The 24870-nt window shown below is 71.6% G+C and carries 24 protein-coding genes and 1 pseudogene; 23 read left to right on the forward strand and 2 right to left on the reverse strand.

Features of this window, described 5'->3' with window-relative positions; all coding sequences use genetic code 11:
* The first annotated feature begins 12 nt into the window (after positions 1–12).
* The 9 genes from Aple_RS24260 (at position 13) to Aple_RS24300 (ending at position 9093) form a co-directional block, all read left to right on the forward strand.
* Complete coding sequence (locus Aple_RS24260) at positions 13–861, forward strand: MaoC/PaaZ C-terminal domain-containing protein (protein ID WP_155346983.1); 849 nt, start codon at positions 13–15, stop codon at positions 859–861.
* 134 nt (positions 862–995) lie between these two features.
* Positions 996–2192, forward strand: a complete 1197-nt coding sequence (locus Aple_RS24265; RefSeq protein WP_155346984.1) for an ABC transporter substrate-binding protein — start codon at positions 996–998, stop codon at positions 2190–2192.
* Between the two features lie 11 nt (positions 2193–2203).
* Entirely contained in the window at positions 2204–2956 is a 753-nt protein-coding gene (locus Aple_RS24270) for an LLM class flavin-dependent oxidoreductase (RefSeq protein ID WP_170321639.1), read from the forward strand.
* A 20-nt stretch (positions 2957–2976) separates the two neighbouring features.
* Positions 2977–3843: an LLM class flavin-dependent oxidoreductase gene (locus Aple_RS24275; RefSeq protein ID WP_170321640.1), complete on the forward strand. Its 867-nt coding sequence runs from the start codon at positions 2977–2979 to the stop codon at positions 3841–3843.
* Positions 3840–5030: an acyl-CoA dehydrogenase family protein gene (locus tag Aple_RS24280; protein WP_170321641.1), complete on the forward strand. Its 1191-nt coding sequence runs from the start codon at positions 3840–3842 to the stop codon at positions 5028–5030. Before Aple_RS24275 ends, Aple_RS24280 begins: the two co-directional genes overlap by 4 nt.
* On the forward strand, positions 5030–6022 hold the full coding sequence (locus Aple_RS24285) for an acyl-CoA dehydrogenase family protein (protein ID WP_155346988.1): 993 nt from the start codon (positions 5030–5032) through the stop codon (positions 6020–6022). Before Aple_RS24280 ends, Aple_RS24285 begins: the two co-directional genes overlap by 1 nt.
* Entirely contained in the window at positions 6019–7596 is a 1578-nt protein-coding gene (locus Aple_RS24290; protein ID WP_155346989.1) for an AMP-binding protein, read from the forward strand. Before Aple_RS24285 ends, Aple_RS24290 begins: the two co-directional genes overlap by 4 nt.
* A complete protein-coding gene (locus tag Aple_RS24295; RefSeq protein WP_155346990.1) occupies positions 7568–7951 on the forward strand; it encodes a Zn-ribbon domain-containing OB-fold protein in 384 nt (127 codons plus the stop codon). Before Aple_RS24290 ends, Aple_RS24295 begins: the two co-directional genes overlap by 29 nt.
* The gene (locus Aple_RS24300) at positions 7948–9093 is read left to right on the forward strand and encodes a thiolase C-terminal domain-containing protein (protein ID WP_155346991.1); all 1146 of its coding nucleotides are present in this window, start codon (positions 7948–7950) and stop codon (positions 9091–9093) included. Before Aple_RS24295 ends, Aple_RS24300 begins: the two co-directional genes overlap by 4 nt.
* Positions 9094–9108: 15 nt before the next feature.
* On the opposite strand, the gene Aple_RS24305 is transcribed toward Aple_RS24300, so the two are convergent.
* Both Aple_RS24305 and Aple_RS24310 read right to left on the reverse strand, forming a co-directional pair.
* On the reverse strand, positions 9109–9579 hold the full coding sequence (locus tag Aple_RS24305) for a MaoC family dehydratase (protein ID WP_246264742.1): 471 nt from the start codon (positions 9577–9579) through the stop codon (positions 9109–9111).
* A 9-nt stretch (positions 9580–9588) separates the two neighbouring features.
* On the reverse strand, positions 9589–10824 hold the full coding sequence (locus Aple_RS24310) for an acetyl-CoA hydrolase/transferase family protein (RefSeq protein WP_155346992.1): 1236 nt from the start codon (positions 10822–10824) through the stop codon (positions 9589–9591).
* A 149-nt stretch (positions 10825–10973) separates the two neighbouring features.
* Between Aple_RS24310 and Aple_RS24315 the strand changes: the two genes are divergently transcribed.
* From Aple_RS24315 to Aple_RS24380, 14 genes and pseudogenes are all read left to right on the forward strand, one after another.
* Complete coding sequence (locus Aple_RS24315; RefSeq protein WP_170321642.1) at positions 10974–11861, forward strand: branched-chain amino acid ABC transporter permease; 888 nt, start codon at positions 10974–10976, stop codon at positions 11859–11861.
* Positions 11858–12715, forward strand: a complete 858-nt coding sequence (locus Aple_RS24320) for a branched-chain amino acid ABC transporter permease (protein ID WP_155346994.1) — start codon at positions 11858–11860, stop codon at positions 12713–12715. Before Aple_RS24315 ends, Aple_RS24320 begins: the two co-directional genes overlap by 4 nt.
* Positions 12712–13515: an ABC transporter ATP-binding protein gene (locus tag Aple_RS24325; RefSeq protein ID WP_155346995.1), complete on the forward strand. Its 804-nt coding sequence runs from the start codon at positions 12712–12714 to the stop codon at positions 13513–13515. Before Aple_RS24320 ends, Aple_RS24325 begins: the two co-directional genes overlap by 4 nt.
* Complete coding sequence (locus Aple_RS24330; RefSeq protein ID WP_218038495.1) at positions 13457–14176, forward strand: ABC transporter ATP-binding protein; 720 nt, start codon at positions 13457–13459, stop codon at positions 14174–14176. Before Aple_RS24325 ends, Aple_RS24330 begins: the two co-directional genes overlap by 59 nt.
* 12 nt (positions 14177–14188) lie before the next feature.
* A complete protein-coding gene (locus Aple_RS24335; RefSeq protein ID WP_155346996.1) occupies positions 14189–15082 on the forward strand; it encodes an SDR family NAD(P)-dependent oxidoreductase in 894 nt (297 codons plus the stop codon).
* A gap of 97 nt (positions 15083–15179) precedes the next feature.
* Positions 15180–16442 (forward strand): LLM class flavin-dependent oxidoreductase, encoded by a 1263-nt coding sequence (locus Aple_RS24340; protein WP_155346997.1) that lies wholly within the window; start codon positions 15180–15182, stop codon positions 16440–16442.
* Positions 16439–17233 carry an alpha/beta fold hydrolase gene (locus Aple_RS24345; protein ID WP_155346998.1) on the forward strand — a complete coding sequence of 265 codons (795 nt, stop codon included), beginning with the start codon at positions 16439–16441 and terminating at the stop codon, positions 17231–17233. The genes Aple_RS24340 and Aple_RS24345 overlap by 4 nt, the downstream gene beginning before the upstream one ends.
* Positions 17230–18414: an acyl-CoA dehydrogenase family protein gene (locus Aple_RS24350; protein WP_174889868.1), complete on the forward strand. Its 1185-nt coding sequence runs from the start codon at positions 17230–17232 to the stop codon at positions 18412–18414. Before Aple_RS24345 ends, Aple_RS24350 begins: the two co-directional genes overlap by 4 nt.
* 15 nt (positions 18415–18429) lie before the next feature.
* Positions 18430–19236 (forward strand): SDR family NAD(P)-dependent oxidoreductase, encoded by an 807-nt coding sequence (locus Aple_RS24355; protein ID WP_155346999.1) that lies wholly within the window; start codon positions 18430–18432, stop codon positions 19234–19236.
* Between the two features lie 5 nt (positions 19237–19241).
* Positions 19242–20411 (forward strand): thiolase family protein, encoded by a 1170-nt coding sequence (locus Aple_RS24360; protein ID WP_170321643.1) that lies wholly within the window; start codon positions 19242–19244, stop codon positions 20409–20411.
* A gap of 4 nt (positions 20412–20415) precedes the next feature.
* Complete coding sequence (locus Aple_RS24365; RefSeq protein ID WP_155347001.1) at positions 20416–21411, forward strand: amidohydrolase family protein; 996 nt, start codon at positions 20416–20418, stop codon at positions 21409–21411.
* Positions 21408–22964 carry a class I adenylate-forming enzyme family protein gene (locus Aple_RS24370; RefSeq protein ID WP_155347002.1) on the forward strand — a complete coding sequence of 519 codons (1557 nt, stop codon included), beginning with the start codon at positions 21408–21410 and terminating at the stop codon, positions 22962–22964. Before Aple_RS24365 ends, Aple_RS24370 begins: the two co-directional genes overlap by 4 nt.
* A complete protein-coding gene (locus Aple_RS24375; RefSeq protein WP_155347003.1) occupies positions 22961–23851 on the forward strand; it encodes an LLM class F420-dependent oxidoreductase in 891 nt (296 codons plus the stop codon). Before Aple_RS24370 ends, Aple_RS24375 begins: the two co-directional genes overlap by 4 nt.
* A gap of 374 nt (positions 23852–24225) precedes the next feature.
* Positions 24226–24870 (forward strand): annotated as a pseudogene (locus tag Aple_RS24380) (hypothetical protein); the annotation flags it as partial.

Raw genomic sequence — 24870 nt, forward strand, 5'->3', positions numbered from 1 at the left:
CGGAGATACGGCATGCCCCTGGACCCCGGCTACATCGGCAGCACGGTAGGCCCTTTCACGACTGAGTGGACCGCCCGCGAGACGCTGCTCTACGCGCTCGCCGTGGGCGCCGGCGCGCAGGATCCCGGCGCGGAACTCCAGTTCACCACCGAGCACAGCGCCGGGTTCGCGCAGCAGGTCATCCCGAGCTTCGCCGTGCTCCTCGGCCACCACGGCGGGCTGCCCGAGATCGGCACGTATGACCAGGGCAGGGCCGTACACGCCGAGCAGCACTTCCAGCTGGAACGCCCGCTTCCCCCGGCGGGCCGGGCGGTGTCCACGGTCACCGTCACCGACATGTGGGACAAGGGCAGGGACGCCCTGGTCTGGACCGAGACCCGGACGGCCGACGCGGAGACCGGGGAACCGCTCGCGGTCGCGCGCTCCTGCGCCTACCTGGGCGGGGCGGGCGGCTTCGGCGGGGAGCGCGGGCCCCGCACGGAGTGGTCGCCACCGGATCGCGAGCCGGACGCCGTGATCCGCCTGGCGACCCGGCCCGACCAGGCGCTCCTCTACCGGCTTACGGGCGACCGTAACCCGCTGCACTCCGACCCGGCCTTCGCCGCCAGGTACGGCTTCGCCCGGCCGATCCTGCACGGCCTGTGCACCTACGGCTTCACCGCCCGCGCGATCGTCAACGAACTCTGCGCGGGGGACGCCTCCCGGCTCAGGGGCATGTCCGGGCGCTTCTCCCGGCCGGTGCTGCCGGGGGAGACCCTCTCGGTGGCGCTGTGGCGCGACGGCGCCGAGGTGAGCTTCCTGACCTCGGCCGATGGCGGCACGGTCATCGACCGCGGCGGCGCCGTCCTGACCGGACCGTGACCGAAAAGCAGCCGCCGACCCCTTGCCTGTCCGTTCTCACCTCACACATAATCAAGCAGTTGCTTTAAAAGCAAGCATTTGCTTTACAGCATCGGGGGTCCGGTTGTTGGGGCCTTAACCCAGGAGGGCGCATCGTGTCTCGTCAAACCACCGCAAGGAGAGGAACACGCCTGGCCGTCGTCAGTGCCGCGCTCTCCGCCGTCATGATCCTCGCCTCGTGCGGCACGTCCGGCGACGACGCCCCGGGCGCGGCGGCCGAGGGCCAGGTCTACAAGGTCGGCTTCCCCGCGCTGCTCACCGGCGCCGCCGCGTTCGCGGGCAAGCCCATCGTCCAGGGCGCGGAAGTCGCCGTCGAGGAGATCAACCAGACCGCGTTCCTCGGCCAGGGCGCGACCGTCGAGCTGAAGGTGGAGGACATCAAGTCCGACCCGGCCAAGGCGATCGCCCTCTACCGCCAGTACGCCACCGAGGGCGCGGCCGGAGTGCTCTGCTGCGGCCTCTCCAACGAAGCGGGGGCGCTGGCCCCGGTCATCCGGCAGAGCAAGGTGCCCGCCATCGTCACCTCGGCGATCCTGGAGGGGCTCGCCTCCCCGCCGCACCTGTTCCGCCCCGTCGTCCTGCCCTCCTCCCCGGGCGGCGTGTACGACAAGTTCGTCGACAGCATGGCGAAGGCGGAGGCGTACAAGACGGCCGTCGTGGTCGTCAACGGCGACGTGGACGCCATGGTCGCCGACGGCAAGGTGTGGCAGGCGGCGCTGGAGCGCAACGGCGTCAAGGTGCTGGAGACCATCGCGGTCGGGTCCGCCGACCGGGACTTCACCGCCACCGCCACCCAGATCGAGGCCCAGGCCCCGGACGTGGTGGTCGCCAGCACGCTGGGCACGCCCACCGCGCTGCTGGCCCGCTCGCTCCGCGACCGCGGCTACGACAAGCGCATCCTGTCCAGCTACGGCGCCTCCGGGCCCGCCCTGTTCGACGCCGGCGGCGCCGGCCTGGCAGGGCTGGCGTTCGCGACCCCCTTCGCCGCCGACCACCCCGTCAATGACACGGCCAAGAAGTTCACCGAGCGCTACCGGGCCAAGTTCAACGCGGCCCCCGACATGTTCGCCGCGCAGGGCTACACCGCGATGTGGCTGCTGGCCATGGGCCTGAAGAACGCGGGCGCCGGCGCGGCCCCCGAGGCGGTCGGGCAGGGTCTGGCGAAGGTCGCCACGCAGGAGTCCGTCTACGGCGGCCTCCGGTACGAGGGCGGCCAGGCGATCCTCGAATCGCCCGGCGTCTACCTGGAGTGGACCGCGGACGGCAAGTTCAGCGCGATCGGCAACGGCTGAAGGACATCCTCGTGGAGTTCGGCATAGCGTGCGACATCACCGCCGCGGGCCCCGGCCTGCTCGGCGAGCTCGAGGCGGCCGCCGAGGCCGCCGAGCGGTCGGGGTTCGCCTCCTGGTGGGCGAGCGGCGACCGGGAGCAGGCCGCGTCCGGCGGGCACGACGCGGTCCTCGCGCTGCAGTGCGTGGCGCGGGCGACCAGCGGGCTCGGGATCCGGCTCAGCGGGGACGTGCTCGCCGCCCGGAGCCCGGCCGTGCGCGCCAAGCAGGTCGCCACGCTGGACTGGTTCAGCGGCGGCCGGCTGGAGTACGGGCTCGACCTGGGCGGCGACCAGGACGCCGAGCAGCGGACCGCCGTGGCGCACCTGGCCGCCATGCGGGCCCTGTGGTCGCAGCCGAGAGCGACCTACGAGGGCGAGCGCGTCGTGTTCCGCGGCGCGATCGCCCTCCCCCGGCCGGCGGGCGGGGGCGTGAAGGTGCACGTCCGCCACGGTGACCGTACGGTCCTGCGGCTGCTCGCCGGGCACGCGGACGGCTGGCTCGGCTGGCTGGTCCCGGCGGGCGCGCTGCGCGCGGCGCTCGCCGGGCTGGCCGAGGCGCTCGGCGAGGCCGGCCGGGAGCGGGTCAGGCGCACCTGGCTGGTGCCCAGCCACGAGTTCGCCCAGGCCAGGGAGATGCTCGCCGCGGACCCCACGCTGGACGTGGACGAGCTGGTCGCGGTGTTCGCCGCGCTGCCCACGCCCGAACACGTGCGGGCCCTGATATGAGCGATCGGAAAGGAGCGGCGATGCGGGTCGGCCTGGTTGACCTGTTCGACGGATCACCGCAGCGGGACCTGGCCTACCTGCGCGCGTTCGCGCGGACGGCCGAGGAGGCCGGCTTCTCCTCGCTGTGGCTGCCCGAACACCTGGTCTTCTTCGAGGACTACGAGTCCGCCTACCCCTACCCGGCCGCGCCGAACCCGGCCAACCCCGAGGTGGCCGAGGTGCACACCTACGGAGAGGGCACGCCCCGGGTGGAGGCGGCCCAGGAGCAGGGGCTGCTCGACGTGCTCCAGACGGCCGCCGAGCTGTGCCGCCACACCACGCGGCTGCGCGTCGGCTCATCGGTGCTGCTGCTGCCGCTGCGCGACCCGCGCCTGCTCGTCCGCGAACTGGCCACGCTCGACCTGCTCACCGGCGGGCGCTTCGACCTGGGCGTCGGGGTCGGCTGGTCGGCGGAGGAGTACGCCGCCGCCGGGGTGCCCTTCGCCGAGCGCGGCGCGCGCTTCGAGCGCAACCTGGCCGCCATCCCCGAACTGTGGGCTTCCGGGCGCCCGCTGCCCCGCGTGCTGGTGGGCGGCCAGTCCCGGCCGGCCATCCGCCGCGCCGCCAGGTACGCCACCGGCTGGTACCCCTGGAACCTCACCACCGGCGACTTCGCCCGCCACCTGGCCGAGATCGAGGCCGGCCTGCGCGAGCACGGCCGATCCCGCGCCGACTTCCACGTCATCGCCGGGCTCCGCTTCCACGGCGCCGTCGCCGACCTCCGCCCGGCCGTGGAGCGCTACCTGGAACTCGGCGCCGACAGCGTGAACCTCTCGCTGCGCATGACACCCGAGACCTACCCCGCCACCATGCGCGAGGTCTCCCGGGCTCTCGGGCTGGCCGCGTGACCCGGGACGTGACGGAGTTCCGGGCTCGGGCGCGGGAGTGGCTGGCCGGGCACGTCCCGCGCGAGCCGCTCGGCCCGTACACCAGCCCCGAGGGGTTCGAGCGGCACCGCGCGTGGGAGCGGGTCCTGTTCCAGGGCGGCTACGCCGCCGTCGACTGGCCCGAGGAGTACGGCGGGCGCGGCGCGGACCTCTTCCACACCATCGCCTTCGCCGAGGAGTACTACCGCGCGGGCGCCCCCGCCCGGGTCAACATGGGCGGCCTCTACCTGCTCGGCCCGATCCTGATGAAGTACGGCACCCCGTCGCAGCGCGCCCGCTGGATCCCCCGGCTGCTGTCCTGCGAGGACATCTGGTGCCAGGGGTTCAGCGAGCCCGAATCCGGCTCCGACCTGGCCTCGCTGCGCACCCAGGCCGTCCGCGAGGGCGAGGAGTTCGTCGTCAACGGCCAGAAGATCTGGACCTCGCTGGGCGCCTTCGCCGACTGGATCTTCGCGCTGGTGCGCACCGATCCGGAGGCGGGCCGGGAGAACAAGCACCGGGGGATCACCTTCCTCTGCGTGGACCTGCGCTCGCCCGGGGTGGAGGTCCGCCCGCTGGCCATGGTGGACGGCACCGAGGGCTTCGCCGAGGTGTTCTTCACCGACGTGCGGGTGCCCGTCGCGAACGCGGTGGGGGAGATCGGCGACGGCTGGCGGGTGGCGATGTCCACGCTCGGCTTCGAGCGCGGGGCCGTCTTCGGCGACCACGCCAAATACTCGGCCGACGTGGCGTCGTTCGCGGAGCTGGTGCGGGCGCGCGGCCTGGCCGGCGACGCGCTGGCCCTGGACGAGCTGGGGCGGCTGTTCGTCGAGACCGAGGTGTACCGGGCCAACGTGTACCGGCTGGCGGAGCTGGCCGAGGGCGGCGCCGATCTGGACGCGCGGGCCAGCGTCAACAAGCTCTTCTGGACCGAGACGCAGCACCACATCTTCACGGCGGGGCTGGATCTGATGGGCGGGCTGGCCGCCCTGGGCGGCGGCTCGCCCGCGGCGCGCGCGGCGCTCACCCCGAGGGCCGCCGAGGCCTGGGCGGACTGGCATCACCGGTACTGGTACGCCCGCGCCGCCATGATCTTCGGCGGCACCTCCGAGATCCAGCGCAACATCATCAGCGAACGCCTGCTCGGCCTGCCCAGGGAGCCCCGGTGATGAACGTTCCCCTCGATGAGGAGCAGCGTGACCTCCTCGAGCTGACCCGCCGCCTGCTGGCGGAACACGCGGGCGAGCCGCACCTGCGCCGCCGGATGGACCTGGACGCCGCCCACGACCCGGGCTTGTGGCGGCGGCTGGCCGGGATCGGCCTGACCTCGGTCGTGCTGGACGAGCGGTGGGGCGGGGCCGGTCTTGGCGAGCACGTGCTGGCCCCCGTACTCCATCTCCTGGGCGAGTTCGCCGTCCCGGAACCCATCCTGGAAACGATTACAGGCGCCCTCCTGATCCAGGAGTCCTGCCCTGAGGACTTCGCCTCGACCTGGCTCCCACGCATCGCCTCCGGCGACGCCCTGGTGTCCTTGTCCTTCGGCGCACGCACCCCGGTCGTTCCTTACGCGGCCTCGGCAGACCTGCTCCTGCTCTGCGACGGCGACGTAACCGCCGTCGAACAGACCGCGCTGGTAGTTGAGCGACAGGATGCCGTTGATCCGCTTCATCCCCTCTACCGGGTCGCCGGAGAAGGGCGACTGGTGAGCACGGACGCTGAAGCCGTGGAACGGGCGTGGACGCGGTTGGTGGCGGGTAGCGCCTGCTTGCTCACTGGAGTGAGCACGCGGCTGCTCGACATGACTGTGGGGTATGTGAAGACGCGGCACCAGTTCGGCCGGCCGGTTGGGTCCTTTCAGGCGGTTAAGCACAAGCTGGCGGATGTTGCCACGGCAGTGGATCTTTCACAGGCCGCGGCCTTCGCGGCGTTTCGTGACACTGCCGCCCCCGATGCCGCGATCAGGGCTGCCGTTGCCAAGGCTTATGCGGGTGAGGCGGCCAAACCGGCTGATGTCGCGGCGCTTCAGTTACATGGAGGGATCGGGTTCACCTTGGAGTATGGCCTGCAGTTCTGGCTGAAACGGTCGATGTCGGTGTCGGCCATGTATGGCACCGTCAGAGAGCACCGCCGCGCCCTGGCTGAACGGCTGCTGGCCCGATGAACCTCCCCGAGCTGGGATTCTGGCGCATCGCCCGAAGGTTCCCCGCGAACGTCGCGGCCGTCGAACCGGACGGAACCCAGGTCACGGCGCGCGAACTGCTGGCTCGGGTGAACCGCGTCACCCGACTGCTGCGCTCGCTGGGCCTGACGCACGGGGACCGGGTCGCGCTGGTGGCCGCCAACGAGGTCGCCGCGCTGGAGACCGTGCTCGCCTGTCACCAGGCCGGGTGGTATCTGGTCCCGGTCAACACCGCGCTCAGCGCCGCCGAGATCGCCCACATCATCGGTGACTGCGTGCCCGGCGCGGTGGTGACCTCCCCGAAATACGCACCCACCGTGCGCGCCGCCCTCGACCAGGCGGGCATGGGCGGGGAACGCCGGTTCGCCACGGCACCCGCCGACGGCTTCCGTGTGCTGGCCGACGCCGCCTCGCCGTACCCGGGGGAGTGGGTCGAGGATCGCGCGGCCGGTGCCTTCATGGCCTACACCTCCGGCACCACCGGACGCCCGAAAGGCGTGCTGAGGGCCCTCGTCACCGGCGACCCCGACGATGTCTTCGCCGCCGGCGCGGCCTGGCAGCTGGGCATGTTCGAGGTCGAGCCGTTCAAGGACGGCACCCACCTGGTGACCTCCCCGCTGTCCCACACGGCGGTGAACGGGCTGGCGCTGACCTCGCTGCACCTGGGACACCGGGTGGTCCTGATGGAGCGGTTCGACGCCGAAGGCATGCTCCGGCTGATCGAGCGAGAGCGGGTGACCACGACACACGTGGTGCCCACCCAGATGCACCGGCTCCTCGCCCTCGATCCAGAGGTCCGCGGATCCTACGACATATCCAGCATGCGCAACCTGATCCATGGCGCAGGCCCCTGCCCACCGGCGGTCAAACGCGGCATCATCGACTGGTTCGGCCCGGTGGTCTACGAGTACTACGGGGCCAGCGAGGCCGCCGGGACGGTCATCTCCGCCCGCGAGTGGCTGGCCAGGCCGGGCAGCGTCGGCCGGGCCCAGCCGGGCGCCGCCGTCCGGATCATGGACGAGCACGGGCGCGAGCTCGGCCCCGGCGAGCGGGGCCGGGTCTACCTGGAGATGGGCCCCCGGGCCTTCGAGTACCGGGGCGACCCGGACAAGACCAGGTCCAGCGTCGTCGACGACTACGTGACCGTGGGCGACCTCGGTTACCTCGACGAGGACGGGTACCTCTTCCTGCTCGGCCGGACCGCCGAGGTGATCGTCTCCGGCGGGGTCAACGTCTACCCGGCCGAGGTGGAGGCCGCGCTGCTGGAACACCCGGGAATCGCCGACGCCGGGGTCGTCGGGGTGCCCGACCAGGAGTGGGGCGAGATCGTCTGCGCGGTGATCCAGCCGACCGAGGCCGCCCGCGAGCACGCCGCCGGACCCGGCTTCCGCGAGGAGATCATCGCCTTCTGCCGCGATCGGATCGCCGGGTTCAAGCTGCCCCGGCGGATCGAGGTGGTGGACAGCCTCCCGCGCGGCGCGAACGGGAAACTCCGCAAACACCTGCTGCTGCCGAACGGAGATCCGGGTGAAACCCCTGCCCCTGCCCACCCCTGACACCGCCGCGTTCTTCGCGGCCGTGGACGCGGGCGAACTGAAAGTGCCCCGGTGCGGCGCGTGCGGCGGCTTCTTCCTCTACCCGCGCGCCTACTGCCCGGCCTGCACGTCCGACCAGGTGACCCTGGAACCGGTCTCCGGCCGGGCCACCCTCGAGTCGTACGTGATCAACCACCGGGCCGCGCCCGGCTTCGAGGACGACGTGCCGTACGTGGTGGGGGTCGTCCGCCTGGCCGAAGGGCCCACGCTGTTCGCCGGGATCGCCGGGGAACCGGTCATCGACGGCGAGCTCGAAGCGTTCTTCGAAGCCCGGGGCGAGCGGAAAGTCCTCCGATTCAGAAAGGCGGCCGGATGAGCCTCCGGGGCAGGATCGCCGTCGTCGGCGCGGCCGAGACCGGCCGCATCGGCAAGGTGCCCGACATGTCCGCGCTGGAGCTGCACGCCCAGGCGGCCGTCAACGCGCTCCGCGACGCGGGCCTCACCCCGAAGGACGTGGACGGCGTGGCCTCGGCGGGGGAGTCGCCCGTCGACGTGGCCGACTACCTGGGGATCGTCCCGGAATACCTGGACGGCACCAACGTCGGCGGCAGCTCCTTCATGCTGCACGTGCGGCACGCCATGGCCGCCATCGCCTCCGGGCTCTGCGCCACCGTGCTGGTCACCCACGGCGAGTCGGGACGCTCCCGGGTGGGCATGGTCCCGTGGGCGCCCGCGCCACAGTCGTTCATGGCGCAGTTCGAGGTCCCGCACGGCCCGCTCGGCGCGCCTTCGCTGTTCCCGATCGGCGTGCGCAGATACATGCACAGGTACGGGATGACCGAGGAGCAACTGGCCATGGTCCCGGTCGTCCAGCGCCAGTGGGCGGCGCGCAACCCACGCGCCAGGCTCCGCGACCCCATCACGGTCGAGGACGTTTTCGCCTCGCCCGTGATCGCCGACCCCATCCACCTGCTGCACTGCTGCCTGGTCACCGACGGCGGCGGCGCGCTGGTGCTCACCTCGGCCGAGCGTGCCCGCGACCACCGCGCGCCCGTCTACGTGCTGGGCGCGGGCGAGTCCAGCGAGTCCTCGGTCGTCTCGGGGCTGCGCGACCTGACTTCCTCCCGCGCCATCGAGCTGGGCGGCGCGGCGGCCATACGCCAGGCCGAAATCTCCCACGGCGACGTGGACCACCTGATGATCTACGACGCGTTCGCGCACGTCCCCGTGTACGGCCTGGAGGACCTCGGCTTCGTGAAGCGGGGCGAGGCGCCCGCCTTCATCGCCGAAGGGAACACCGCGCCCGGCGGCCCGCTGCCGATGAACACCAACGGCGGCGGCCTCTCCTACACCCACACCGGCATGTACGGCATGTTCGCCATCCAGGAATCGGTGCGCCAGGTGCGCGGAACCGCGGCCGCGCAGGTCCCCGGGGTCGAGGTCAGCCTGGTCACCGGAGTCGGCGGCATGTTCATGAGCTCGGGCACGCTGGTGCTGGGCAGTGCCCGAGCGCTCTGACCTACTCCCTCTGACCTACTCCCCGGGCAGGAACTTCACCAGCGCGGTCCGCCTGGCGCGGCAGACCACGACGTCGTCCTGGTTGAGGCCCCGGTGCTCCAGCGTCACGATGCCCTGGCCCGGCCGCGACGCGGACGGACGCTTGTCGATGATCTCGCTCTCGCAGTACAGGGTGTCCCCGATGAACACCGGCGCGGGGAAGGCGATCTCGCCGAAGCCGAGGTTGGCCACCGTGGTCTTCTGGGTCAGGTCGCCGACCCCGATCCCGCCCACGATGGCCAGCGTGAGCAGGCTGTTCACCAGCCGCTGCCCGAACTCGCTCTCGGCCGAGCGGACCGCGTCCAGGTGCAGGGTCTGGGTGTTCATGGTGATGCTGCAGAACAGCACGTTGTCGGCCTCGGTGATGGTTCGGCCGGGTTCGTGCTTGAAGATGTCACCGACGTGCATCTCCTCGAAGTAGAGCCCGCGCCTGGTGTGTACGGTCACGCTTTTTCCTCATTTCGTCAGTCCGGCCCGGTGATTGGGGTGGGCGATATGGGCGAGCGACTCGGCGCGCTCAGTCGTGGTCTTGCCGCGCAGCCAGGCGACGCCGTACTCGGTCACGACCGCGTCGGGTGTGTGCCGGGGGATGGTGGCCACCGCGCCGGGGGCCAGGGCGGGGACGATCCGGCTGTGTTTCCCGTCGGGGGTGGTGGACGCCATGGCGATCACGGACAGGCCGCCGGGGGAGCCGTGGGCGGACTCGGCGAAGTCGGCGGCGCCGCCGACCCCGCTGACCTGCCTCTCCCGCACGGTCTCGGCGTTGACCTGGCCGAGCAGGTCGACCTCGACGGCCGAGTTGACCGACACCAGGCCGGGCAGGCCGCCCAGGTGACGCGGCGTGTGGCCGGTGCGGCTGTCGAAGACGCCGATGGAGGGGTTGCCGTCGGCGAACTCCATCAGCGTGCGGGTGCCCATGAGCTCCACGGCCGAGACGGCGGGGCCGGGCATCATGTCCAGCGGGCTGAGCACGCCCTGCTGGAAGAGCGCCACCATGGCGTCGGTGGCCATGCCGACCACCCGGACGCCGCGCAGGCCGCTGCCGGCCAGGGCGTGAATGAGGGACTCGGGGACCGAGCCGAGGCCGAACTGCAGCACGGGCCGGTCCGGCAGCAGGTCCAGCACGTGCGCCGCGATGCGGTCGCCGAGGGGGTCGCGGGCCGCCTCGTGGTACTCGCACATCGGGGTGTCGGCCTCCACCAGCGCGGTGAGCTCCGAGACGTGCACGGCGGTGTCGCCGTGGGTGCGGGGGACCAGCGGGTCGACCTCGGCGAGCACCACCTTCGCCCGGGTGACCGCCGCCCTGACGTAGCTGGCCGAAGGGCCCAGGCTGCAGTAGCCGTTGCGGTCCGGCGGGGAGACCCGTACCAGCGCGGCGTCGGTGCGCCAGTGATCGAGCAGGGCGGGGACGGCGGAGGCGCGGGCGGGCACATACTCGGCGGCGTGCCTGGCCGGGCCGTACGGATGCCAGGTGAGGTAGCGCAGGTGGCCCTCGCGCACCGCGTCGAGGAACGGGTAACCGCCCAGTTGCAGCCCCGAGTAGAGGGTGGGGGCGGGCAGCAGGTCCGCGGTCTCGCCGAGGGCGCGGAGCAGGGTCTCCGGGGTGCCGCAGCCGGGTGCGCCCACGACGCGGGCGTTCTCGGGGAGCAGGCGGATGGCCTGGCCCGGCGGGAGCGTGGCGGGAAGTGGCATGAAGGGCGGCCAATCGTCGTGCGGGCAACGCCTAACCGTAGTGTCGGAGAGATAGTGAAGCAAGTGCTTGATTTACCTTGACACGGATCGCGCGACCTGGATAGCTTCCGGTAAAGCGAGCGCTTGATTTGTGGGTTCCCGGAGGAAGCGTGACCCTAGTCATCCAACAACTCGTGAACGGCCTCGCTCTCGGTGCCGTCTACGCTCTCTTCGGCGTGGGTTTCGCGCTGATCCTCACCAAGATGGGCATCCTGAACGTCGCCCACGGCACCTTCGCCACCTGGGGCGCGTTAGTCGCCTACTTCGCGGTGGCCGAGCTGGGCCTGCCCTTCCCCCTCGCGCTGGCGGCCGGCGTGCTGGCCGCCGGGATCATCGGCGTGCTGACCGACCTGGTGGCCTTCGAGCCGCTGCGCCGCCGGGGCGCCGGCACGTTCGCGCCCATCATCTCCTCCATCGGGATGTGGATCGTGCTGCTCACCGTGGCGCAGGCGGTCGGCGGCGGCTCCGCGACCAGCTTCCCCGACCACGCGATCCCGGCCGGGCCGATCCGGCTGGGCGGCCTGGTGATCCTCCCGGCGCAGCTGCTCACCATCGCCGCCGCGCTGCTGGTCGCCTTCGGGTTGCACCTGGCGCTCGTCAGGACTCGGTTCGGCGCCGCCGTGCGCGCGATCTCCGCCGATCCGAGGTCGGCCACCATCGTGGGGGTCAACGCGGCCCGCACGCTCCGGGTGGTCGCCTTCACCGCGGCGGCCATCGCCGGTCTGGCGGGCGTGCTGGCCGGTCTTTCCTCCAACAACGTCTCGTTCGACCTGGGCGAGGCGCTGCTGCTCAAGGGCTTCGCCGCGGTGGTCGTCGGCGGGTACGGCGACATCCGCGGGGCCGCCCTGGCCGGTTTCCTGATCGGCATCCTCGAAGTGGTCAGCGCCCAGTACATCTCCTCGGGCTTCCGCGACGCGATCACCTTCGGGGTGCTGCTGGTCATCCTCGTGGCCCGGCCCCAGGGCATGTTCGGCGAGCGCCGGCTGGTGCGCGCATGAACCTCGCGGCCTGGAACACGACCCTGCAGTTCGCGGGGGTCAGCGCGCTCTTCGCGCTCAGCGTCTACGCCTCCCTGTGGACCGGCGTGCTCAGCCTGGCGCCCGTCTTCTTCGGCGCGGTCAGCGCCTTCACCTTCGGGTGGGCCACGATGACGCTGGGGCTGCCCCCGGTGGCGGCGCTGGCGCTCGGCGCCGTGGGCGGCGGGCTGCTCGGGGTGCTCACCGCCTTCCTGGTGCTGCGGCTGGAGAGCCACTACCTGGCGATGGCCACCATCGCGCTGGTCCTCATCGGCCGGGTGCTGGTGATCAACATGGAGGGCTTCACCGGCGGCGTGGCGGGCACTTTGGCCCCCGGCGACCTAGGGACCTGGTTCTGGTGCCTGGGCTGCCTGGGGGCGGCCGCGTACGTGCTGGCCCGGCTGCGCGGCTCCCGGTTCGGGCTGGCGGCCTCGGCCGTACGGGAGGATCCGGCTGTGGCGCAGTCGCTGGGGATCTCCCCGCGCGCGGTGCAGCTGGTGGGCTTCACGCTCTCCGGCGTGTTCGGCGGGGTCGCGGGCGTGCTCCAGGCGAGCTTCCTGCAGTTCATCGGCCCGGACACCTTCTACACGCACCTGGGCTTCACCACCCTGGCCGCCGTCGTCCTCGGCGGCGCCTACCACTGGCTCGGCCCGATCATCGGCGCCGTCGTCTTCACCGCGCTGCCCGAGCTGCTGCGCGGCCCGCTGGGCGAGTTCGACTCCATCGTCACGGGCCTGCTGCTGGTCGTGATCATCGTCTACCTGCCCAGGGGGCTGGTCGATCTACGGCGGTTCCGTCTATTGCGGGGCCGAGGGAAGGCGGTGGTGTCGGAATGAACGCGATTGAGGTCGAGGGCCTGGTCAAGACCTTCGGCGGGCTGCGCGCGGTCGCTGAGGTGGACCTGCTCGTTCCCGAGCGGAGCATCTACGGCCTGCTCGGCCCGAACGGAGCCGGGAAGACCACCGTCGTCAACATGATCAGCGGTTTCCTGTCGCCGGACCGGGGTGTGATCCGGGTGCACGGGCGGGAGACGCACGGGCTGCCGCCGTACCGGATCGCTCGGGAGGGCGTGGCCCGCACCTATCAGAACATCCGCCTGTTCCCGGGCATGACCGTGCTGGAGACCGTCGCCACCGGCGCCTACCACCGGCGGCGCTCCACCATCCTGGGGGCCGTGCTGCTCAGCCGCGCCGAGCGGAGGGAGCGGGCCGAGGTCACCGCGAAGGCGCTCGCGCTGATCGAGCGGGTGGGCATCACGGCCTCGCCCGGCGCGCTGGCCGAGACGCTCTCCTACGGCGACCAGCGGCGGGTGGAGCTCTCCAGGGCGCTGGCCGCCGAGCCACGGGTGCTGCTGCTGGACGAGCCCACCGCCGGGATGAACGACGCCGAGTCCCGGCAGATCGGCGAACTGCTGCTGGGTCTGCGCGCGGAAGGGCTGACGCTGGTCCTGATCGAGCACAACATGCGGCTGGTCGAGGAGTTCTGCGACGAGGTCACCGTGATGAACTCCGGCGCCGTGCTCGCCGTCGGCACGCTCGCGGCGTGCCTGGAACAACCCGATGTCAGGGAGGCCTATTTTGGCAAGCGATCCGATGCTCGCCGTATCGAAACTCTGCGCCGCGCACGGCGTGGTTGAGGCCGTCCGCGACGTCGACGTCCAGGTGCCCCAGGGGGCGCTGGTGGCGCTGGTCGGGGCCAACGGCGCCGGCAAGACCACCACCCTGAACTCGATCGCCGGGCTGCACAAGCCCTCCTCCGGCCGGGTCCTGGTCGGCGGCAGGGACGTCACGGGCTGGCCCTGCCACCGGCTGGTCAGGGCGGGAGTCGCGCTGGTGGCCGAGGGCCGCCGGGTGGCCCCCTCGCTCACCGTGCTGGAGAACCTGGAGCTCGCCTCGTACGCCAAGCGGCGCGACAAGGCCGACTTCCAGCAGCAGATCGGCCGGGTCTACGACCTGTTCCCCGTGCTGGCGGAGCGGCGCGGCCAGTACGCCGGGCTGCTGAGCGGCGGCGAGCAGCAGATGCTGGCCGTGGGCCGGGCCCTGATGACCCGGCCGGACGTGCTGGTCCTGGACGAGCCGTCCATGGGCCTGGCCCCCTCCATCGTGGACGTGCTGTTCACCACCATCTCCACGCTGCACGAGACGGGCTCCACCATCCTGCTGGTCGAGCAGAACGCGGAGCTGGCCCTGGCCGTCAGCGACTACGTCTACGTCATGCACCGGGGCCGGATCGTCGCCGAGGGCGAGCCGGACGAGCTGCGCTCGCGCCCCGAGATCATGACCGCCCTGTTCGGCTAGAAAGGCACCCCTGTGAACGAGATCAGACTGGACGGCCAGGTCGCCGTCGTCACCGGCGCCGGCCGGGGACTCGGCCGCGCGCACGCGCTGCTGCTGGCCGAGCGCGGCGCGGCGGTCGTGGTGAACGACGTCGGCGCGGCGCTGGACGGCGTGGGCGCCGAGCTGACGCCGGCCGGGCAGGTGGTCAAGGAGATCACCGAGGCGGGCGGCAGCGCGGTGGCCGACGCCACCGACATCAGCACGCCGGAGGGCGCCCAGCGGGTGGTCGACCGTGCGATGGAGACATTCGGGCAGCTCGACATCCTGGTCAACAACGCCGGGATCCTGCGCGACCGGACGATGGCCAAGCTGACCCGCGACGAGGTGGACCCGGTGCTCGCGGTGCACCTGGGCGGGACCGTCTGGATGACCAAGGCCGCCTGGCCGGTCTTCACCGCGCGGCGGTACGGGCGGATCGTCAACACCACCTCCGCCGCCGGTCTTTTCGGCAACTTCGGCCAGACCGCGTACGCGGCGGCCAAGGCGGCCATCGTCGGCGTCACCAGGACGCTGGCCCTGGAGGGGGCCCGCCACGGCATCGCGGTCAACGCCATCGAGCCGGGCGCGCGCACCCGGATGACCGAGGACCTGCTGGGCGAGCTGGCCGACCGGCTCGACCCCGGGCTGGTCTCGCCGCTGGTGGTCTGGCTGGCCGACCCCGCCTGCGACGTCACCGGCGAGGTGTACAACGTGGGCGGCGGCCGGGTGGCGCGGGTGGTCGTCGCGCAGACGCCGGGCTACTTCTCCCGGTCGGTGTCGCCGGAGGAGATCCGCGACAACTGGCACCGGATCAACGACCTGACCGAGGCGACGGTCGTCGAGACCTTCCAGCAGGAGCTGGACCTGCTGGTACGGCACCTGTCCTGACTCACACGGCACTGATGTAAAGCAAGCGTTCGATGTAAAGTAAAGCAAGCGTTTGATAAACTTTCGTCCCGGACACCTAACCACACGAGGGACAAGCGTGAAGTTCACCTATTTCCACCTGATGCCCTTCGACGGGCTGCCAGAGGATTTCGCCCAGAAACACCGGAGCGTCTGGGTCGACATCGACCCCCGCCTCATGGACGTGCGGCGCATCCACCACCTCTACAACGACTACCTGGACGAGCTGGAGCACGCGGCGCGCACCGGCTTCGACGCCATCGGCGTCAACGAGCACCACAGCAACGCCTACGGCCTGATGTCGAGCCCGAACATGATGGCCGCCTCGCTCGCCCGCCGTACCGCGGACACCGACGCCAAGATCCTGGTCATGGGCGACGCGGTGCCGCTGTACAACCCGCCCATCAGGATCGCCGAGGAGCTGGCCATGCTCGACGTGATCAGCGGCGGCCGCCTCATCACCGGGTTCCCCCTCGGCAGCAGCCAGGACACCAACTACGCCTACGGCATCAAGCCCGCCACCGTGCGCGAGCGGTACTACGAGGGTTTCGAGCTCATCCTCAAGGCCTGGCAGTCGCAGGAGGTGTTCAGCCACAACGGCCGTTACACCAAGCTCCGCTACGTCAACCCCTGGCCGAAGCCGCTCCAGCAGCCGCACCCGCCGATCTGGGTGCCCGGCAGCGGCTCCCTGGAGACCATGGACTTCGCCATCCAGCGCGGCTTCCCGTTCTTCTTCCTCTCCTACTTCGGCACCGAGTTCTCCGGCTCGATGTTGCGCCGCTTCTGGGAGCGGGCCGAAGCCGCGGGCGTGGACGACAATCCGTACCGGGTGGGCATGTTCCAGCCGATCCTCGTCGCCGACACCGACGAGGAGGCCGAGCGCCTCTACGCCGACCACGTGAAGTACTTCTACCGCCGGTGCACCCACACCTACCCCGGCTTCGCCGAGGCCCCCGGCTACAAGAGCGTCGAGTCGCTCGCCGCGGTGCTCCCGCCGCCCGGCGCCAAGTCGACCGCCCGGCCGGACAGCTTCCGCGCGGCCAGGGACTACGAGTGGGCGGACTTCATCAACCTCGGGATCATCATCGCGGGCAGCCCCAGCACGGTCCGGGAGAAGCTGGAGCACCTGTCCGCGACGAATCGCATCGGCAACTGGATCGCCCTGATGCACATCGGCGACATGCCGCGCGAGAAGGCCATGAACAACATCGAGCTGTTCGCCACCAAGGTCAAGCCCGGCCTGTCGGGGGTCTTCTCCCAGTACGAGCACCACTGGTGGCCCAAACCCATCCCCGGCTTCGAACCGGCCAGGGTCGCTCCCGTGGAGGTGGCGGCGCGATGAGGCACACCTTCGAAGGCCCGCACCAGGGCGACGTCACCGTCGTCGACGAGCACGGCACCCCCGGCGGCCCCGTCGTGGTCTACCTGCACAGCGAGTGGGGCGCGTTCGAGGAGCCCCCGCTCTCCGGCGAACTGCTGGCCTCCGCCCGGGTCCTGGTCGCGCACCTGCCCGGGTGGGGCGTCTCCACCTCGGTCCGCGCCGCCTCCAGCCTGCCCGATCTGGCCCTGACCCTGTGGTGGGCGCTGGACCGGCTGGAGGTGGGTGACGTGCGCCTGGCCGGGCACGGGCTAGGGGCCACCTTGGCCGCCGAGATGGCCGTCGCTCAGCCTGCCCGGGTCGGCGCCCTCGCGCTGATGGCCCCCTGGGGCATGTTCGACGAGGCCGACCCCGGCGCCGACATGTTCGCGCTGCTGCCCAGGGACCTCAACCCGCTGATCTACGCCGACCCCGAAGGACCGGTCGCGGGCGCGCAGCAGCCCAGGCCCGCCGACGCGCACGAGACCGGGCTGGCCGTCATCCGCCGGGTCCAGGTGCTCGGGGCGGCGAGCAACTACCTGTTCCCCATCCCGGACACCGGGATCGCCGAGCGGCTCTACCGGCTCGCCGGGGTTCCCGTGCTGCTGGTGTGGGGGGCGCGGGACGGCGTGGTGCCGCCCTCGCTGGCCGGGCTGTGGTCGGATCATCTGCCGCACGCGCGCAGCGAGGTCGTGGCCGACGCCGCGCACATGGTCCCGTACGAGTCGGCGGACGCGCGCAAGCTCGTCGGCGAGTTCCTCACGGGCGCCACGTGAGCGGTGCCCTCGGGACCGGCTTCGACGACCCCGACCACACGCTGATCGCCGAGGCGGTCCGCGAACGCTGCGCGGAGTTCCCCGACGAGTACTGGGCCGCCTGCGACGCCGAGCACCGCTTTCCGTGGGAGTTTTTCACCGCCATGGCCGAGGGCGGCTGGCTGGGCATCGCCCTGCCGGAGGAGTACGGCGGCGCCGGCCGGGGCGTCACCGAGGCGGCGATCCTGCTCCGCGAGGTCGCCGCCTCCGGGGCGGCCATGAACGGCTGCACGGCCCTGCACATGAACCTGTTCGGGCTGCAGCCCGTGCTCAAGTACGGCAACGAGCGGCTCAGGAAGACGTTCCTGCCCCCGGCCGCCGAGGGCAGACTGCACGTCGCCTTCGCGGTCACCGAACCGGACGCGGGCACCGACACCTCCCGGATCAAGACGGTGGCCGAGCGGGACGGCGGCGGCTGGGTGATCTCCGGCCAGAAGATCTGGACCAGCAAGGCGCTGGAGTCCGACGTCGCGCTGATCCTGGCCCGCACCGCCCCCGCTCCCGGCGACGAGCGGCGCAGGTTCGACGGCCTCAGCCTGTTCCTGATCGACCTGGACCGCGCGCACGTCGACATCCGGCCCATCCCCAAGGCCGGGCGGAACGCCGTCGCCAGCTGCGAGACCTTCTACGACCGGCTGCCGGTCGAGGGCTGGCGGCTGGTGGGCGAGGAGGGGAAGGGCTTCAAGCACATCCTGTCCGGCCTCAACCCTGAGCGCATCCTGATCGCCGCCGAGGCGGTCGGCATCGGGTACGCGGCGCTCCGCCGCGCCACCGAGTACGCCCGGGTGCGCGAGGTCTTCGACCGGCCGATCGGCGCCAACCAGGCCATCAGCCATCCGCTGGCCGACGCCTATGCCCGCCTGGAGGCCGCGTGGCAGATGACCATGGTGGCGGCCCGGCGGTACGACGCGGGCCTGTCCTGCGGGGCCGAGGCCAACATCGCCAAGTACCTGGCCGCGCAGGCCGGGTACGACGCCGCCGACCGGGCCGTGCAGACTCACGGCGGGCTCGGGTACGCCCACGAGTTCCACGTCGAACGCTACTGGCGGGAGGCGCGGATCATGCGGCTGGCGCCGGTCAGCCAGGAGATGTCCCTGAACTTCATCGCGCAGCAGGTGCTCGACCTGCCGCGCTCGTACTGAGGAGGGGGCCTTCTCATGACTGTTGACGGCAGGCTGGCCGGGCAGGTCGCGTACGTGCTGGGCGGCGGCAGCCACGGACCCGCCCGCGACGGCGAGGCGCTTCCGATGGGCAACGGCCGGGCCATCGCGCTCCGCCTGGCCGCCGAGGGCGCCACCGTCGTGGTGGGCGACATCGACCTCGGCCGGGCCCAGGCCACCGTGGACGCGCTGGCGACGCCCGGCCTGGCGGTCGCGGTGGACGCCTGTGACCCCCAGTCCTGCCAGGCGGCCGTGGAGACCGCGCTCGACGCGTACCGGCACCTGGACATCGTGGTGTGCAACGTGGGCATCTCCGGGCGGGAGCCGCTCAAGGCGCAGACCCTCTCGGAGTGGGAGTATTCCGAGGCGGTCAACGTGCGCTCGCACTGGCTCACCGCCCAGGCGGCGCTGGAATCCATGCTGGCGCGCTCGCGGGGCGCGTTCGTCTTCGTCGGCTCCACCGCCGGGCTGCTGAGCAGCCGCCGGTCGTTGTCGTACGAGGCCACCAAGGCGGCGCAGCTGGCCGTCATGCGGCACATCGCGGTCCGGTACGCCGCCCGCGGCATCCGCGCCAACGCGGTCGTGCTCGGCGTCATCGACTCCCCGCTGGTCCGGCGCGAGTTCGGGGCGGAGGGGGCGCCCGCCCGCGCGGCCGTGGTCCCGATGGGCCGCGAGGGCACCCCCGAGGAGGCCGCGGCCGCCGTCGCCTTCCTGGCCTCCGACGACGCCGCCTACGTCACCGGCCAGAGCCTGATCGTCGACGGCGGCGTCAGCGCCTCCTGGCCCAGCCCTCCGAAGGGATGACTCTTATGCGAAGCGACGTGGTGATCCGGGGGGTCGGTATGACCCCGTTCGGCAAGTTTCTCGGCTCCTCCATGAAGGACATGGGCCGGCGGGCGGCGTTGGCCGCGCTGGAGGACGCCGGGATGGAGGTCGGCGACATCCAGGCGGTCTTCTTCGCCAACGCGCTCGCCGGTCTGATCACCGGCCAGGAGAGCATCCGGGGCGAGACCGTGACCTATCCTCTCGGGTTCGGCACCATCCCCGTGCACAACGTCGAGAACGCCTGCGCCTCCGGGGGCAACGCGCTGCATCTGGCGTGGCTCTCGGTCGCCTCCGGCCTGTACGACACCGTGCTGGCGCTGGGAGTCGAGAAGGCCAACCACGAAGACCGCGCCCGCACCTTCCGCGCGTTCGGCGCGGGCATGGACGTCGAGGACGGCTTCGCCGTGGGCGACGGCGCGGGGGAGGACCGCAGCCCGTTCGTCGACCGGCAGGCGCGCTTGGCGCAGACGTTGTTCGGCGAGCGCGGCGTGACCATGGATGGGCTGGCCCGGGTGACCTCGCGGTCGCTGGAGAACGCCCGGCTCAACCCGATGGCCCATCGCAGGTTCGGCGGGTCCCCCGAGGACGTGCTGAAGGCCCGGGTGGTCGTCGATCCCCTCACCGTGCTGATGAGCTCCCCGATCAGCGACGGGGCCGCCGCCGCCGTGGTCACCCGGCGGCCCGGGGATCGCGACGTCCGGATCCTGGCATCCCGGCTGGCCACCCGCCCGCCCAAGGGCACGGCGGGGCCTGGCGCGGCGAAGGCGGCGGGGCTGGCGGCGTACGAGCAGGCGGGGCTCGGCCCCGGGGACGTCGACTTCGCCGAGGTGCACGACGCGTCCGTCGCGTACGAGCTGCTCACCTGGAGCGAACTCGGGCTGTGCGCGCCCGGCCAGGAGGAGGAGTGGGCCATGACGGGCGTCACCGAACGTTCGGGCGCGATGCCGGTGAACGTCTCCGGCGGCCTCGTCGGGCGCGGTCACGCCCTCGGGGCCAGCGGCCTCGCTCAGGTCCACGACATCACCCAGCAGATCCGGGGGGAGGCGGGCGAGCTCCAGCTGCCCCACGTCCGCGTCGGCCTGGCCCAGATCGGCGGGGGCGTCATCGACTGGGAGACCGCCGCCTCCACCGTGCACATCCTGGCCGGGGCGTGACCCGGTGGCCGCGACTGACATGGGCCTGAACGTGCACCCCACGGTGATCGATGCGCACATGCACATCCTGGACGCGTCCTGGCTGCCGGAAGGGCTGCGCTGGGCGTGGGCCCGGCAGGCGGTGGGGCGTAGCCACCCGGAACGGGACCCGGCCGACGTCTTCCCCCGGGTCGCCCAAGGGCAGAGCGACCCGTCCGGCGCGCTCACCATCGCGGCCTTCGACCGCGCCGGGGTCGCCGCCGGGCTGATGCCGGTCGTGGACTGGACCATCGTCGGCCGCCCCGCCGGCGAACATCTGCCCATCCGCGATCTCCATGCCCGCTGCCAGTCCCTTGCCGACGTGTATCCCGGCCGGCTCTTCTTCTGCGCGGGCATCGACCCTCGCCACCCGGACGCGGCCGAGATCCTCGACCACGCGGCCCGGATGGGCGGCTGCCGGGGGGTGAAGCTCTACCCGGCAGCCGGTTGGGACCTGGCCGATCCGGCGCACACCTGGCTGTTCGAGCGGCTGGCCGAGCTGGACCTGCCCGTGGTCGTGCACACCTCCCCGCTTGGCGGCGACCCGCTCCAGACCGTGCGCTCCCGGCCCGCCGAAGTGGCTTCGCTGCTGGCCCGCCACCCCACCCTCACCGTCGTCTTCGCGCACGCGGGACTGGAAGCCTGGTGGGCGGAGGCGCTGGACGCGGCCACCGGCTGGCAGCGGGCCTATCTCGAACTGTCTCTCTGGCAGCGCTGCGCGCTGACCGACTACCCGGAGTTCCGCCGGCGCCTGGCCCGGATGCGCTCCCAGCTCGGCGCGCACCGGCTGCTCTTCGGTTCCGACATCATTCGCGGCGAGAAGTCCGACCCCCACGGCGATGAGCTCCTGACCTGGATCGATAGGGTCACCAGCCTGGCGGAGCCGTACGCCGGGGAGCCGCCCGTCCTGTCCGCGGAGGAGCTCGCACTGTTCCTGGCCGCCAACGCGGTCCGTGTCTACAACCTCAAGGAGCATCGATGAGCGACACGATGGGTGAGATCTTCGAAAAGGCCGGTCGGCGGTTCGGGTTCAGGGTGGCGGTCGAGTCGCAGGGCGAGAGCCGTACCTTCGCGGAGGTGGTGGCGGCTGGGCGGCGGCTGGCCCACGCGCTGCGGTCGCGCGGGCTGGCGCCGGGGACGCATGTGGCCGCGCTGCTGGAGAACCGGATCGAGTCCCTTGAGGTGTATGTCGGGCTGGCGATCGGCGGGTACCCCGTGGTGCACGTCAACGACCGGCTCACCGCCGAGGAGATCGACTACGTGCTCACCGACTCCGGGGCTCAGGGGCTCGTGCACACCGACGGGGTCGCCGCGACCGTCGCGCGTACCCGGTCGGCGGCGGGGCTGACGGCGTGGCTGGCCATCGGCTCAGCCGTCCCTGACGGAGCCGAGTCCTACGCGGAGGCGCTGCGCGGTTCGTCTTCCGAGGCGTTGCCGCTCACGGCCACCCCTGCGGACATCGCCATCATCGGCTACACCAGCGGGACCACCGGCTTTCCCAAGGGCGCGCTCGCCTCGCACCGGGCCGTCGCGGGGTGCGTCAAGCTCGTCCCGTACGCCTACCGCCTGCCGTTGCACGGGCACTGCGCCTTTCCCGGCGGCTGGTCCTTCGTGTCCGGCATCTGGGGCGTGATTTTTCCGCATTTCTACACCGGCGGCACGGTCTCCTTCATTCCTGGCGCCACCCCCGAGCAGTGGGGCGCGCACATGGCCGAGCGCGGGTCCACCTTCACCCTGGGGCTCACCCCGCTGATCCCCGGCCTGATGGAGGCGCTGCGGCTGTACCCGGAGGTGCTCGACACCCTGCAGACCGTGCTGCACTCGGGCGGCCCGCTGCCGCCGGAGCTGGCCGGGAAGCTGGTGGACCTCATCGGCGACCGCCTGGTCGAGACGTGGGGCATGACCGAGGTGGTCGGGCCGATCACCATCACCAACCGCGCCGACTGGACGGGCCGCAGCCAGGCCAAGGACATCTTCGCCTCGGTGGGCCGCCCGCTGCCCACGGCCGCGGTCCGGGTGGTGGACTCCGACCGCGAGCCGGTCCCCGTGGGGGAGGTCGGCGAGCTCGTCATCGAGTGCGACACCATGTTCTCCGGATATCAGGGCCAGCCGGAGAAGACGGCCGAGGTCTTCAGCGACGGCGAGTACTACACCGGCGACCTGGGTTACCAGGACGAGGCCGGGTACTTCTACGTCACCGGGCGCTCCAAGGAACTGATCATCACCGGGGGCGCCAACGTGTACCCGGCGGAGGTCGAGCGGGTGCTGCTCACCATGGACTCGGTGGCGGACGCCGCCGCCTTCGGCCTGCCCGACGACCGGTGGGGTGAGGCCGTCTCGGTCGCCGTGGTGGTCAAGCCCGGGGAGACGCTCACGGAGGAGCAGATCGTCGAGTACGTCCAGGAGCGGCTCGCCTCGTACAAGAAGCCGCGGAGGATCTTCTTCGTGGCGGCGTTGCCTCGCAATTCCAGTATGAAGGTGATGAAACACGTGCTGCGCGAGACGTTCCTGAACCCCGAAGGGAGCGCGCTGTGAAGATCGGCATCAGTGAGTGGTACCCGGGGGCCGGTTCCCGCGCCGGGCGCTGGTCCATCGAGTCGGCCCAGCTCATCGAGGAACTCGGCTTCCACTCGGTGTGGCTGCCCGAGCATGTGGTCTTCATGCCGCGTTATACCTCTCGGTACCCGTACGAGCAGGCGGGCGCGGTCGAGGTCAACGCCACCAGAGGCGTGCACGACCCGCTCGTCCTGGCGGGCGCCATCGCCGCCGCCACCTTGCGTCTTAGGATCGGCACGTACGTGATGGTCGTCCCGCAACGCAACCCCGTCGTGACCGCCCGCCAGATCGCCACCGTCGACCAGCTCTCCGGCGGCCGCTTCAACTTCGGCGTCGGCGTCGGCTGGTCCGCCGAGGAGTACGCCGTCCTCGACGTCCCCTTCGAACGCCGCGGCGCCCGCATGGACGAATACCTCCGCGCCATGAAAGCCACCTGGTCCGACGACGAACTAACCGAATTCCACGGCGAGTTCGTCGACTTCCCCCCTTTGTACGCCTTCCCCAAACCGATCCAGCGCCCCCACCCCCCGATCATCGTCGGCGGCAACAGCCCCGCCACTCTCCGCCGCATCGTCGAACTCGGCGACGGCTGGGCCGGCTACAGCCAGAGCTACGACGACATCGCCCGCTTCACCGAAGAACTGGAGAACGCCCTGACGGCCGCGGGCCGCAGCCGCGCCGAGGTCTCCCTGCGCGTCGGCCGCCGCGCCAAGGGAAAGACGGAGCAGGACTGGGAGGACGACGCCACCTACATCCGCCGCTGCGCCGACCTGGGCCTCGACGAGGTGGTGGTCTCCCCACGCATCGGCGACGACGCCTACGAACACGACATGACCAGATACGCCGAGATCGTCGGCCTCCGCTGACCTCGCTGGTCTAGAAATATCGCTTGAGTTCGTCGGTGCCACGCTGGCGCCTCTAATCGCAGGACCCGAACCTATCTGCTGGATGCCTACCCCCGCCTTGGCGTCCGCCGTCTCATGATCTTGTCCAGTGGTGTTTGGCCGAGCTGAGGGCCTGTTCTTCGCAGGTTGAGGGTCCGCGGGTTGGCGTGCTGCCCTGATCGCGCGTGCCGGATGGTTCTTCGGGTCGTGGCAGGTGAGCGGGTGATAGGTAGATCTTTTCGCGTGGCGTGTGACCTGCGGTTTTGTCGCGGATCAAGGCCAGGTTTTGTCATAGGTGCCAGATAGCGTGGGGGTGGTTGTTCGGGATCTGCCGAAGCGGAAAGGGGGCGTCTTCCATGCTCGGGTCTCCGTTCGAGGTGCGTGATCCCTCCCGTGCGGGGGGCGCCCGCGGACGCGAGCTGCCCGCGCCCTTGAAGGGGACGGTGCTGGACCCTGAGTACGTCCCGCCCCAGCGTTCCACCGACGACGCCCACGACGACGCATGGCAGCAGTTCCTCCGCGGCAACCGGACCGACGGCGGGCGCTCCGCTGATGGCGGTTCGACCGATGGCGCCCGCCCGGCTGATGGCGGTGGGATCGATGGCAGCTCGGCGGACGGCGGCTGGACCGATGGCGGGGGCTTGGTTGATGGTGGCTGTTGGGCGGGGTCGGAGGATCCGTGCGGGTCGGTGGGTTCCGGGGTGCTGGTGTCGGAGCTGAGGCAGCGCGCGTCCCTGCTTGCGGTGTCCGACCTGCCCGAGGGTGCCGGGTTGTGTCTGGGTGAGACGGAGGAGTTGCTGTTCACGCGGGATCGGCTGGACTCGGCGATCGCCGCGCGGGTGGGGCGCGTGCATGCGACCGGTGAGGCCAGGAGTGCTGCGAGTGGCGGGCATGCCTCGACCGGGACCTGGTTGCGTGCTTCGGCGGGGATGAGCGGTGGGGGCGCGTCTCGTCTGGTCCGGCTGGCGACTCAGTTGGCCCGGCTGCCCGTGGTGCGGGAT

The sequence above is a fragment of the Acrocarpospora pleiomorpha genome (assembly GCF_009687885.1).
GTDB classification, from domain to species: Bacteria; Actinomycetota; Actinomycetes; order Streptosporangiales; family Streptosporangiaceae; genus Acrocarpospora; species Acrocarpospora pleiomorpha.